This is a genomic window from Sphingobacterium siyangense (assembly GCF_023277505.1).
GTDB classification, from domain to species: Bacteria; Bacteroidota; Bacteroidia; order Sphingobacteriales; family Sphingobacteriaceae; genus Sphingobacterium; species Sphingobacterium siyangense.
The window spans coordinates 767,708-781,491 of record NZ_CP080574.1; the positions used below are offsets into that span (position 1 = coordinate 767,708).

The following is a 13,784-nucleotide window of genomic DNA, read 5'->3' on the forward strand; positions in this document are numbered from 1 at the left end:
AATCGCTAAAATTTTCACCATTTATAAGATAATATGTCATTTTGGGATAAAGTCAAAAAAATTATGAGCGGCGAAGAGGAAGAATCTCCGTCCGAAAAAAAAGATACAGAAATTACTGCTGGAGGGTCTACGGTCTACCGTTATGAGGATCAATCTGATGATAAGGATCCAAAAAGCTTATTTCCGGAGGTACAATGTGTCTATCTGGATGAAATCGAGGAGCATTTGACCAAATATATTGCCGAACCCGATATGGTGTTCCATGAGATTATCTCCGAACTTGTTCATATCGATGTGCATTGGATTAAACCAAGTGCAAACTATCCATTCCATATATTGGTTACTTCAGGCATGAGTGATTTGGCTATGCATGTTCCAGATGAAGTTGAAAACAAAGAGGCTTATGAACGGGCGGAGCTGATGGTCGTGTTGCCGGCAGATTGGAAGATCGGAGAAGAGGAATTTCAGGATGACAACAATTATTGGCCGGTCTACTTTTTGAAAAGATTAGCGCGGTTTCCCCATGAATATAAAACCTGGTTGGGATATGGGCATACCATTCCCAATGGGATGGAAGCCGAGGATATTGCAAATACAGGTTTCGGTTGTATGTTGCTGCTTCCACCTATGCTAAGTTTTGATGAAGAATTTTTGGAGTTAAAAACCAAAGATGGTAATCTGATCAATTTTTATGCAATGATCCCTGTATATAAAGAAGAGATGGATTACAAACTTGAAGAAGGTACAGATGCACTCTTAGACCTGTTTGATGAGTATGGAATTTCAGAACTGGTCGATATTGACCGTCCCAATGTATGTAGAGATAGATAGTTTATAAAAAAAATAAGCAATGCTATAGGCTACATTGAAGCTTTTTAGCATTGCTTATTTTTTAGGAAATACTCTTTTCTATAATTGCTATCGTTTTATTGATATCCTCATAACTCACATTAAGGTGCGGTCTAAAACGGATACTTTTCTCTCCACAGCCTAACATAATCAGTTTATTTGCATAGGCATTTTTGATAAATTCATTGCGTGCAGCTTCCGATGTGAAATCCAATGCAACGAATAAACCCTCTCCTCGTAAATTGGACAGCTGCGGTTTTTTCACTAGCAGTTCCTGGAGCTTATCTTGTAGATAGTGCCCTTTTTCTGCTGCATTTTGAACGAGATTTTCTTGTTCTATGACTTCAAGAATTAATTTAAAGCGGAGCATATCCATAAAATCACCACCAAATGTTGAATTGATACGACTGGACTCTTTAAAGACATGATGTTCCACCTGATCAAATTTTTCCTTACTCGCCAGTATACCACATACCTGTGCTTTTTTGCCGAAGGCAATGATATCGGGAATTACGTTGTAATGTTGGTAAGCCCACATTTTCCCCGTAATACCCAATCCGGTCTGTACTTCGTCAAAAATCAATAGGATCTGATTTTCATCACAGATTTGACGAAGCTGTACGAAAAATTCCTTTCGAAAATGGTTGTCGCCACCTTCGCCCTGTATCGGTTCAATAATGATACAGGCGATATCGTTGGGGTTGGCGGCAAGGGCTTGGCGTATTTCTAAGACAGCCTTTTCCTCCAAAGTAATGGTCTGCTCAATATGTTCGCTTGTTAAGGGGTAGCTCAACTTCGGATTGGTAATGCGTGGCCAGTTGAACTTTGGAAAATAAAGGTATTTTCTGGGGTCTTGTGTATTTGTTAAGGACAGGGTATAACCGGATCTGCCATGAAAAGCCTGTTTAAAGTGAATGACCTGGCTGGCTTCCTTTTGTATTCCCTGTGCAAAATTAAGCCTTGTTTTCCAGTCAAAGGCAGCTTTTAAAGCATTTTCCACGGCGAGTGTTCCGCCTGATATGAAAAAGGCATAGGAGAGTTCTTTCGGTATGGCTACCCGGTCAAAAGTGTCGACAAAATCAGCAAACTCTTTTGGGTAAATATCAGACATGGCTGGCTTATTGACGGCCATTTTGCCTAAGAAGTCACGTTGTTTGACCAAATGTGGATGATTGTAACCCACGGCCATGGAAGCAAACATACTGAACATATCGAGGTATTCATCCCCATTTTCATCCACGACATAAGAACCATGGGATTTTTCCATATCCATAACCAAAGGAAATCCATCGGCCAATATATGTTTGCTTAATCTTTCATGTACGTTGCTCATAATTTTGTGTGTAAATGGTTTATAAATCAAATTTGATACCTTGTGCCAACGGTAGGTCAGTCGTATAATTGATGGTATTTGTCTGACGGCGCATATAGGCTTTCCAGGCATCTGACCCAGATTCCCGACCTCCGCCAGTCTCTTTTTCGCCTCCAAAAGCACCTCCGATTTCTGCTCCCGATGTGCCGATATTGACGTTGGCGATACCACAATCAGAGCCAGCAGCACTCAGAAATAGCTCGGCTTCCCGTAGGTTGTTCGTCATGACGGCCGAAGACAACCCCTGTGCGACGCTGTTTTGTAGATCTATGGCCGCACTGATATCTCCCTTGTATTTGATTAAGTAAAGAATAGGGGCAAAGGTCTCATGCTGTACGATTTCATAATGATTTTCGACTTCGGCAATAACAGGCTGCACATAACAGCCACTTTCATAGCCTTTGCCTTCAAGTACCTTTCCCTTGATCAGCATTTTTCCCCCCTGTGTTTTAATTTTGTCCAGTGCGTTTAAGTATGATTTTACGGCGGCTTTGTCAATCAATGGTCCTACATGATTTTTCGTGTCCAAAGGGTCACCAATTTTTAATTGACCATAAGCTTTGGTCAGTTGTTTTTTGACATTGTCATAAATGTGCTCATGGATAATAAGTCTTCGGGTGCTTGTGCAGCGTTGTCCGGCTGTACCCACGGCGCCAAATACAGCACCGATGATGGTCATTTTTAAGTCTGCGTCTGGAGTAACGATGATTGCATTGTTTCCACCGAGTTCCAAAAGTGTTTTACCGAGGCGTTGTGCTACGGCGACGGCGACTTCTTTTCCCATGCGCGTGGATCCTGTTGCAGAAATCAAAGCGATGCGGTTGTCTGCCGAAAGCCACTCGCCAACTTCTCTGTCGCCCATGACGAGGTTGGATATTCCCTCGGGCAGCCCGTTGCTGTGTAGGATTTCTGCAAGTAATTTTTGGCAAGCTATGGCACATAGCGGTGTTTTTTCGCTGGGTTTCCAGACGACAGTGTTGCCGCAGACCAGTGCGAGGGCGGTGTTCCATGCCCATACCGCCACCGGAAAGTTAAATGCTGTAATAATACCTACAACGCCCAAAGGATGATATTGGTCGTACATGCGGTGCCCGGGGCGTTCCGAATGGATGGTGTTACCATACAGTTGGCGAGATAGGCCTAACGCGAAGTCGCAGATATCGATCATCTCTTGCACTTCCCCCATGCCTTCTTGGTAAGATTTACCCATTTCATAGGAAACTAATTTTCCGAGAATGGGTTTAAGTTCACGGAGCTTGTCACCCAATTGGCGAACGATATCTCCTCTTTTTGGGGCAGGTAGTAGGCGCCATTGTAAAAAAGCATCTCCGGCTTGCTTAATGACCGCTTCGTAGTCCTGACGATTGCTGCCTTTTATTTTTGCGATGAGCTTTCCATCGACAGGTGAAAAGGATTCGAATTCTTTACCCTCGGAAAACCATTGTTGTCCAGTTGATGATCCTAAATTCTGAGAAGATATTCCAAGTGTTTTAAGCGCTGCTTTTATCATAATGGTTTATTTTATTCGTGAAATAGTTTAAATATATGAAATAAATTTTTTATTGACAAGTTTGTGCTGAATATTGTTCAGTGAAAAATAATCGTTATCTTAGATAAGCTAATGTAGACTATATCATGATCAAACAAATTAATATCGATTATTACCAGGTGGACGATTTATTGTCCGAAGAACATAAACTGATACGGCAGTCTGTCCGTGATTTTGTGAACACAGAGATTAAGCCTTTCATTGAAGACGCGGCGCAGGAGCACCGTGCTATTGCGGGATTGATGCCTAAATTGGGAGCAATTGGAGCTTTAGGGCCTTATATTCCTGCTGAATATGGCGGGGCGGGATTGGATCAGATTTCCTATGGCTTGATTATGCAGGAATTGGAAGCCGGTGATTCGGCAATTCGTTCGGCGGCATCGGTGCAATCCTCTTTGGTGATGTTTCCGATTTATACCTATGGTAGCGAGGAGCAGCGTCGTAAATATTTGCCGCTGTTAGCATCGGGCGAGTTGGTCGGTTCTTTTGGGCTTACTGAGCCTAATCATGGATCTGATCCGGGGGGAATGGAAACGAAATTGACGGCAAAAGGAGATGGTTTTTTATTGAATGGAGCCAAAATGTGGATTACAAATTCGCCTGTCTGCGATATTGCTGTCGTTTGGGCACGAGATGAGGCCGGAAAGGTGCGGGGAGTAATTGTTGAACGTGGAATGGCTGGTTTTGAAACGCCAGAGACCCTGCATAAATGGTCTTTGCGCGCTTCCAAAACAGGTGAATTGGTTTTTCATGATGTTTATATCCCTGCGGAAAATGTGCTTCCTGCTGTAAATTCAATGCGTGGACCGCTTTCCTGTTTGAATTCGGCCCGCTATGGAATTTCATGGGGAGTGATCGGAGCAGCAATAGACTGTTATGAAACTGCGGTTCAATACGCTTTGGAGCGACATCAGTTTGATAAACCAATTGCTGGTTTTCAATTGCAGCAAAAGAAGCTAGCGGAATTTCTGACGGAAATTACCAAGGCGCAGTTGTTGTCGTGGCGTTTAGGGCAGCTCAAAAATGAGGGACGTGCTACTCCACAGCAAATCTCCATGGCAAAGCGGAACAATGTGAATATGGCGCTGCAGATTGCGCGTGAATCCAGGCAGATCCTTGGCGGAATGGGGATAGTGGGTGATTTTCCTATTATGCGGCATATGATGAACCTAGAGTCTGTAGTTACCTATGAAGGGACACATGATATTCATTTATTAATCACGGGACAAGATATTACGGGGCTGAACGCTTTTTCGTAATGTAAACTTTTGTTGCGGAACGGAGCTTTTAGGCTTATGTATCCTATGCTAGTCCGAGTGTTTGTTGTTTTTTGGTTATTCTTTGTTATTTCTAGGGCAGGGGGTCGGATCCAGTTCGACTTGTTTTCGGCTGCGGTGCGACTCATGTTTGACTCTGAAAGAGCCTGGACAGGGTTTAGATAGGTCTTAGGTTCGCCCTGTGAGCAAGGTGTGTCCATCGTGAGCGGGTTCTGTCTCCATGTCGGGGTCGGACGGAACACGGACTCAACACGGACAAAACACGGAGTCAGTGCAAATCTTCCCCGAACATGGCACGAAGCCTGTGGAGAGCGGAACAGGAGGTCCCCCCAGATCCTGCGCGGCAGCCGGAGGCCTACCTCCGAGCAGACCCCTAGTTACCCTCTCGATAAAAATAATTCTGAACTTCTTATTCTTTAGTTTAGCTTTTGTTTATACTTAGCTTAGCATTAAGTTAGGTTTTGATTAGCTTATACCTATACTATACCTAAACTAACCCTAACTAAACCCTAAACTAACCCTAAGTAAACAGGTAAGAAAGTATAGCTATAAAAGGAGGTATTCCTGCCTTACCAATATCTGCTCGTCCATCTGCTTGGCCTTGTACCCCGGTCCCGGCTGCTTATGTTTGCCCCTGCCGCCGGTGCTGAAATCCCTCCGTTAAACCTCGGGGGAGCCCATTTCACGGAGCCGCGTGCTTCCCTGTCCCCATTTCGGGTGCAGGATCAGCTGTTTTTCGCCTCCCTCTGCAGCTTCCGCCGCTAAAATGAAAAAGAATCTCGCACCGTTACAGGTAGTTAGGGGCAAAATGAAATAAATAAGAACAAAAGGCTTGGAAGTCTGCCCGAAAACTCCCTATCTTTGCACCACTCCGCAAGGGAGGGACGGTTGCTTTGAAAGAAGGAACCCTGAAAAAAGAAGGGTTTAAGAGAAGCCTGGCAGGATCAAAAATCCCGCTCAGTTTATTTTAAACGCGGAAATCGAAAAAAGGGAAAAGAAAAAAAACTTCAAAAAGTTTTTGGAAGTTCAGAAAAGATTTCTACCTTTGCAGTCCCAACGGAAACGAAGGGGAAAACAAAAAAGATAAAGAGGGCGCAATGCCCATCGGAATATAGCGGATACGGAAGTTGAAGCGACAAAGTTCTTTAAGAAAACACAATCATGTAAGCGTGACGAGTAGACAAACGAAAGTCATGAACAAATTCAAGTAATTCGTTCAATTCGATCCAAGATCAGAGATATAAAAAAAGAATTCTGATTATTATAAATAGTTGGAATCAAAAACTTCATTTTACAATGGAGAGTTTGATCCTGGCTCAGGATGAACGCTAGCGGCAGGCCTAATACATGCAAGTCGGACGGGATCCATCGGAGAGCTTGCTCGAAGATGGTGAGAGTGGCGCACGGGTGCGTAACGCGTGAGCAACCTACCTCTATCAGGGGGATAGCCTCTCGAAAGAGAGATTAACACCGCATAATATAATTTCCCGGCATCGAGGAATTATTAAATATTTATAGGATAGAGATGGGCTCGCGTGACATTAGCTAGTTGGTAGGGTAACGGCTTACCAAGGCGACGATGTCTAGGGGCTCTGAGAGGAGAATCCCCCACACTGGTACTGAGACACGGACCAGACTCCTACGGGAGGCAGCAGTAAGGAATATTGGTCAATGGGCGGAAGCCTGAACCAGCCATGCCGCGTGCAGGAAGACTGCCCTATGGGTTGTAAACTGCTTTTGTCCAGGAATAAACCTAGATACGTGTATCTAGCTGAATGTACTGGAAGAATAAGGATCGGCTAACTCCGTGCCAGCAGCCGCGGTAATACGGAGGATCCGAGCGTTATCCGGATTTATTGGGTTTAAAGGGTGCGTAGGCGGCCTATTAAGTCAGGGGTGAAATACGGTGGCTCAACCATCGCAGTGCCTTTGATACTGATGGGCTTGAATCCATTTGAAGTGGGCGGAATAAGACAAGTAGCGGTGAAATGCATAGATATGTCTTAGAACTCCGATTGCGAAGGCAGCTCACTAAGCTGGTATTGACGCTGATGCACGAAAGCGTGGGGATCGAACAGGATTAGATACCCTGGTAGTCCACGCCCTAAACGATGATAACTCGATGTTGGCGATAGACAGCCAGCGTCCCAGCGAAAGCGTTAAGTTATCCACCTGGGGAGTACGCCCGCAAGGGTGAAACTCAAAGGAATTGACGGGGGCCCGCACAAGCGGAGGAGCATGTGGTTTAATTCGATGATACGCGAGGAACCTTACCCGGGCTTGAAAGTTAGTGAAGAGTGCAGAGACGCACTCGTCCTTCGGGACACGAAACTAGGTGCTGCATGGCTGTCGTCAGCTCGTGCCGTGAGGTGTTGGGTTAAGTCCCGCAACGAGCGCAACCCCTATGTTTAGTTGCCAGCATTTAAGGTGGGGACTCTAAACAGACTGCCTGTGCAAACAGAGAGGAAGGTGGGGACGACGTCAAGTCATCATGGCCCTTACGTCCGGGGCTACACACGTGCTACAATGGATGGTACAGCGGGCAGCTACATAGCAATATGATGCTAATCTCTAAAAGCCATTCACAGTTCGGATTGGGGTCTGCAACTCGACCCCATGAAGTTGGATTCGCTAGTAATCGCGTATCAGCAATGACGCGGTGAATACGTTCCCGGGCCTTGTACACACCGCCCGTCAAGCCATGAAAGTTGGGGGTACCTAAAGCATGTTACCGAAAGGAGCGTGTTAGGGTAAAACCGATAATTGGGGCTAAGTCGTAACAAGGTAGCCGTACCGGAAGGTGCGGCTGGAATACCTCCTTTCTAGAGTATCGAAGATCGGTGCTCGTCACGTTACATATGATTGCAAGAAGAAAAAACATCAGAAGAAAGTGCCCGCCCCGAAAGGAGCAGGACCGAGAGAAAGAGATGAACAAGATAAGCTAGTCCCGTAGCTCAGTTGGTTAGAGCACTACACTGATAATGTAGGGGTCAGCAGTTCAAATCTGCTCGGGACTACGAAAAAAAGAGGGGAATTAGCTCAGCTGGCTAGAGCACCTGCCTTGCACGCAGGGGGTCAACGGTTCGAATCCGTTATTCTCCACATCACCGGTGAAGTGTATAGCGATATACTTCAGGATACCGGAAAAAGAGTTCTTTGACATATTGAAAGAGAAAAAAAATTACAAGAGAAGACAACAGTATAGAGACAATACGTGTATGTGTTTGAAGTAAGGGAGAGGCCCTCGGTGAATGCCGAACGATCCCGAACCTAGCATACGGGTATATATATCAAAAGCAGCCGCATAGTAGCAAAAGGCTATGCCGGTGAAGAAAGTAAATAAGGGCACACGGGGGATGCCTAGGCTCTCAGAGGCGAAGAAGGACGTGATAAGCTGCGATAAGCTTTGGGGATTGGCAAATGCGACTTGATCCAGAGATTTCCGAATGGGGCAACCTGACTATTTGAAGAATAGTCGTATAAAACGCGAACGCGCTGAACTGAAACATCTAAGTAGGCGTAGGAGAAGAAAATAACAATGATTTCCCAAGTAGTGGCGAGCGAACGGGAAAGAGCCCAAACCGATCATGTTACGGCATGGTCGGGGTTGTAGGACCACGAGATTGTACAGCGCTATGAACTGGAAGCAGGTGGGAAACTGCGCGACAAGGGTGAGAGCCCCGTACAGGTAAAGAATGTTGACATAGTGGTATCCTGAGTACCGCGGGACCGGAGAAATCCTGTGGGAATCCACCAGCACCATCTGGTAAGGCTAAATACTCCTGAGAGACCGATAGTGAACCAGTACCGTGAGGGAAAGGTGAAAAGAACCCCGAACAGGGGAGTGAAAAGAACCTGAAACCGTGTGCTTACAAGCGGTTGGAGCAGGCAGGTCCTGTGACAGCGTGCCTTTTGCATAATGAGCCTACGAGTTACTCTTGTCTGGCAAGGTTAAGTCCTTCAGGGACGCAGCCGAAGCGAAAGCGAGTCTTAATAGGGCGCATAGTCAGATGAGGTAGACGCGAAACCTTGTGATCTACCCTTGGGCAGGTTGAAGTTGCAGTAACATGTAATGGAGGACCGAACCGATAAACGTTGAAAAGTTTCCGGATGACCTGAGGGTAGGGGTGAAAGGCCAATCAAACTGGGAAATAGCTCGTACTCCCCGAAATGTTTTTAGGAACAGCGTCGGCGTAGAGTTTGATAGAGGTAGAGCTACCGATTGGGTGCGGGGGAGTCAAATCCTACCAAATCCAGACGAACTCCGAATGCTATCAAATATAGCCGGCAGTGAGGCTTTGGGTGCTAAGGTCCAAGGCCGAGAGGGAAAGAACCCAGACCATCAGCTAAGGTCCCCAAATTCGTTCTAAGTTGAACTAACGAGGTCCGGTTGCCCAGACAGCTAGGATGTTGGCTTGGAAGCAGCCATTCATTTAAAGAGTGCGTAACAGCTCACTAGTCGAGCGGCCGGGCGTGGATAATAAACGGGCATCAAGAACGGTACCGAAGCTATGGATTTGCATTGAAAGATATGCATCTGGTAGGGGAGCATTCCATCGCCGGGGAAGCAGTTTGGCAATGAACTGTGGAGGTTATGGAAAAGCAAATGTAGGCATAAGTAACGATAAGGCGGGTGAGAAACCCGCCCACCGAAAGACCAAGGTTTCCTGATCAACGTTAATCGGATCAGGGTCAGTCGGGACCTAAGGCGCACCCGAAGGGGGCAAGCCGATGGACAACTGGTTAATATTCCAGTACTCTTCATAACTGCGATGTGGTGACGGAGTAGTGACACTGCCGCGAACTGACGGAATAGTTCGTTGAAAGGCGTAGGTATAGGGACGGTAGGCAAATCCGCCGACCCTGCTGAAACCCAATAGTACAGCAAAGCTCCGGTGGCGCTGATAGAGCAGGTAAACAGACTTCCAAGAAAACCCGCTAAGCTTCAGGTTATGAAGACCCGTACCGCAAACCGACACAGGTGGTCGAGGAGAGAATCCTAAGGTGCTCGAGTGAGTCATGGCTAAGGAACTCGGCAAAATGGCCCTGTAACTTCGGGAGAAGGGGCGCTGTCTCGTAAGAGCAGCCGCAGTGAAAAGGCCCAGGCGACTGTTTAACAAAAACATATGGCTTTGCAAAATCGCAAGATGAAGTATAAGGCCTGACACCTGCCCGGTGCTGGAAGGTTAAGAGGGGATGTCATCGCAAGAGAAGCATTGAATCGAAGCCCCAGTAAACGGCGGCCGTAACTATAACGGTCCTAAGGTAGCGAAATTCCTTGTCGGGTAAGTTCCGACCTGCACGAATGGTGTAACGATCTGGGCGCTGTCTCAGCCATGAGCTCGGTGAAATTGTGGTATCGGTGAAGACGCCGATTACCCGCAACGGGACGGAAAGACCCCATGCACCTTCACTATAGCTTAACATTGAGATTGGGTACAGGATGTGTAGGATAGGCGGGAGATGTTGAAGTGGCTTCGCCAGGAGTCATGGAATCAACCTTGAAATACCGCCCTTTCTGTATTCGGTTTCTAACTCCCTTATGGGGAGGACATTGTTTGGTGGGTAGTTTGACTGGGGTGGTCGCCTCCAAAAAGGTAACGGAGGCTTTCAAAGGTAAGCTCAGTACGCTTGGTAACCGTACGTGGAGTGCAATGGCATAAGCTTGCTTGACTGTGAGACCGACAAGTCGAACAGGGTCGAAAGACGGACATAGTGATCCGGTGGTTCTGTATGGAAGGGCCATCGCTCAAAGGATAAAAGGTACGCTGGGGATAACAGGCTGATCTCCCCCAAGAGCTCATATCGACGGGGAGGTTTGGCACCTCGATGTCGGCTCGTCACATCCTGGGGCTGGAGAAGGTCCCAAGGGTTGGGCTGTTCGCCCATTAAAGTGGCACGCGAGCTGGGTTCAGAACGTCGCGAGACAGTTCGGTCCCTATCTGTTGTGGGCGTTGGAAGTTTGAGTGGATCTGACCTTAGTACGAGAGGACCGGGTTGGACAGACCTCTGGTGAACCTGTTATGCCGCCAGGTGTACGGCAGGGTAGCTACGTCTGGAATAGATAAGCGCTGAAAGCATCTAAGTGCGAAACTAGCCACGAGATGAGACTTCCTTATAGGGTCGTAGAAGATGACTACGTTGATAGGCCATAGGTGTAAAGGTTGAGAGACCAAAGCCAAGTGGTACTAATAGCCCGAAGCTTTCTCAAGCAGACAGACACTGTTGTCTTCCTCTTTAATTTTTGAAACAAACAGAAACGAACCTCTTTCAATAGCTATGTCAGTTGGCATGAATCACATGATAAGAATATCATAGATCATCCAATAAAGATTTTTAGGTGCCTATATCGGCGGTGTCTACCTCTTCCCATTCCGAACAGAGCAGTCAAGCCCGCCAGAGCCGATGGTATTGCCGTAACAGGTGGGAGAGTAGGTCGGTGCCTTTTTTTACACGGAAGCCCTTGCTGGAAACAGTCAAGGGCTTCTTTCGTTTAAGTACTTCCGTATTTCCATGTACAGGCTATTGCATATCCTCCGCCTATCGGTTATCGCAGCACAGGACCGTCGGTGAGCCTGCTCCATCGGAAGCTGTTCCGCAACTATCCTTTACTAGCCTTGTCAAACGCTATTGCTTTTCAGCAGTATCCTATAGCTGCATATCAATTAACCTTGCAGTAGCTACTTGTCATAACGAGTTGTATATGCTATCCGACTGTCCGGAAGTATACAGGTAGTGGTCGCAGATATAGCTATCAGAATTACATGCTATAAAGCTATTTTCCACTATTATTAAGCTTTATGGGAAAATGTCATTAACCACATAAGTTGATCTTCTTATGTACACATCACAATCAGGAACGTAATATAACATTATACCTGCAGCTATACCTCTGTGTAGTTCCAATTGTATAACGATAGCAAATGCAGCTCGATATTCCCTGCTAGAGTAAACGGCTGTGATGACTGTTATCCCCATCAAGGATTTCATTATTGAAAACTTTGTGGCTAGTGAATATCGATTGAAAAACAACGAAGATAAAAAATTAAGCAATCGTTTGTGTAGATTAAGCAAACGATTGCTTTCAAGTTTCATTTTTTATTTAGAAAAAAGTGTTATATTATTGTTATAGAGATTAAGTTCTTACATGAGAACCAAATATAAATCCAATCCAAAAGGATTTTTCTATTGACTGTTTAGTTTGTTTTAAAATAGGTGATTTTTTAGAGGGACCAATTGGTCCCTTTAAATTTATATGAACTTTAAATTATGGATTCTAGAAGAGATTTTCTAAAAAAGGCCGGAATATTGTCATCACTGGCTGTTTCACTTCCTACTTTGGTCAATGCCAATACGGCAGCAGAGTCGTTTAATATGTGTGGCTATGCAGCTCCAAAAATTGATAAAGTCAGAGTAGCAGTGATTGGACTGGGCATGCGCGGTCCTGGTGCTGTTGAACGGTTGTCCTTTATTGAGGGATGCGAAATTGTCGCACTTTGCGACAAACATCCGGATCGGGTTGAGCGCGCAACAAAAATCGTTACATCGAAAGGTCTAACAGCTCCGAAAGCGTATTCAGGTGAAGATGGTTGGAAATCCCTGTTGAAAGAAGAGAAACTCGATCTGGTCTATATTTGTACGCCTTGGGATTATCATACTCCGATGAGTATTGCCGCGATGAAAGCGGGTAATCATGTGGCTTGTGAAGTGCCGATCGCTTTGACGATCAAAGATTGTTGGGAGGTCGTGAAGACATCTGAAGCGACTAAAAAGCATTGTATGATGCTGGAAAATTGCTGTTATGATTTCTTCGAAATGCTGACATTGAATATGGTGCGCCAAGGCTTGTTTGGCGAACTCGTTCATGCCGAGGGTGCTTATATTCACGATTTGCTGGATCTTAATTTTGCAAAGAATGGCTATGATAACATGTGGCGCCTGAGAGAAAATATAAAATTAAATGGAAATCTATATCCTACTCATGGTCTTGGGCCTGTGGCACAATGCTTAAATATCAATAGAGGGGATAAGATGGATCATCTTGTGGCAATGTCTTCCAATGATTTTATGATGGGAGAAAAAGCAAAAGAGCTAGCGGCCAAGGATTCTTTTTTTCAGGAATTTGTCGGAAAGAAATACCGTGGTAATATGAATACAACGCTTATTCGCACCGCAAAAGGAAAAACGATTATGCTGCAGCATGATGTTACTTCTCCTAGACCTTACTCTAGGCTGCATACACTGAGCGGTACGAAAGGATTTGCGCAAAAGTACCCTACGGAGAATATTGCTTTTGGCCATGAATTCATTACAGAACAGAAATTAAAAGAACTGTACGATAAATACACACCAGAATTGGTAAAATATATTGGTGAGCAGGCAAAACAGGTTGGTGGACACGGTGGGATGGATTTTATGATGGACTGGCGTCTGATAGACTGTTTGCGCAACGGATTACCTTTGGACCAGGATGTCTATGATGCTGCTTCATGGAGCTGTATCGTGCCATTGAGTTTTGAATCTGTAGAAAAGAACTGTAAAACAGTTGATGTACCGGATTTCACAAAGGGTGCATGGAAAAATAATACGCCGGTAGAAATCACGTTAAAAGGCGGTGGAAATACGCCTATTCGTGCTAGATCAGCGAAAAAAGAAAATATACAACTGGGCGTATAGCCCTCTTATATAAAATGACTTATTGAAGGGGAACTTTTTATTGTTCCCCTTTTATGTTTAT

At 45.4% G+C, this 13,784-nt stretch carries 5 protein-coding genes, 2 tRNA genes and 3 rRNA genes; 8 read left to right on the forward strand and 2 right to left on the reverse strand.

Annotated elements, in window-relative coordinates; all coding sequences use genetic code 11:
* The first annotated feature begins 63 nt into the window (after window positions 1–63).
* Window positions 64–831 (forward strand): suppressor of fused domain protein, encoded by a 768-nt coding sequence (locus tag K2F45_RS03185; protein WP_216640431.1) that lies wholly within the window; start codon window positions 64–66, stop codon window positions 829–831.
* A gap of 61 nt (window positions 832–892) precedes the next feature.
* On the opposite strand, the gene lat is transcribed toward K2F45_RS03185, so the two are convergent.
* Window positions 893–2,182 (reverse strand): L-lysine 6-transaminase, encoded by a 1,290-nt coding sequence (gene lat, locus K2F45_RS03190; protein WP_075990940.1) that lies wholly within the window; start codon window positions 2,180–2,182, stop codon window positions 893–895.
* A gap of 19 nt (window positions 2,183–2,201) precedes the next feature.
* Window positions 2,202–3,731: an L-piperidine-6-carboxylate dehydrogenase gene (amaB, locus tag K2F45_RS03195; protein ID WP_075990941.1), complete on the reverse strand. Its 1,530-nt coding sequence runs from the start codon at window positions 3,729–3,731 to the stop codon at window positions 2,202–2,204.
* A gap of 125 nt (window positions 3,732–3,856) precedes the next feature.
* Here amaB and K2F45_RS03200 point away from each other — a divergent pair, with 125 nt between their 5' ends.
* From K2F45_RS03200 to K2F45_RS03230, 7 genes are all read left to right on the forward strand, one after another.
* Window positions 3,857–5,029, forward strand: coding sequence for an acyl-CoA dehydrogenase family protein (locus K2F45_RS03200; RefSeq protein WP_075990942.1), 1,173 nt, complete (start codon window positions 3,857–3,859; stop codon window positions 5,027–5,029).
* Between the two features lie 1,311 nt (window positions 5,030–6,340).
* Window positions 6,341–7,869: ribosomal RNA gene (locus tag K2F45_RS03205) — 16S ribosomal RNA — on the forward strand.
* A gap of 121 nt (window positions 7,870–7,990) precedes the next feature.
* Window positions 7,991–8,064 (forward strand) — tRNA-Ile (locus K2F45_RS03210).
* Window positions 8,065–8,075: 11 nt separating this feature from the next.
* A tRNA-Ala gene (locus tag K2F45_RS03215) sits at window positions 8,076–8,149 on the forward strand.
* Window positions 8,150–8,376: 227 nt separating this feature from the next.
* A 23S ribosomal RNA gene (locus K2F45_RS03220) occupies window positions 8,377–11,258 on the forward strand.
* A gap of 125 nt (window positions 11,259–11,383) precedes the next feature.
* Window positions 11,384–11,495 (forward strand): 5S ribosomal RNA (gene rrf, locus K2F45_RS03225).
* The 16S, 23S and 5S rRNA genes sit together here with 2 tRNA genes alongside, the layout of an rRNA operon.
* An 821-nt stretch (window positions 11,496–12,316) precedes the next feature.
* A complete protein-coding gene (locus K2F45_RS03230) occupies window positions 12,317–13,723 on the forward strand; it encodes a Gfo/Idh/MocA family protein (protein WP_236590176.1) in 1,407 nt (468 codons plus the stop codon).
* The last annotated feature ends 61 nt before the right edge of the window (window positions 13,724–13,784 follow it).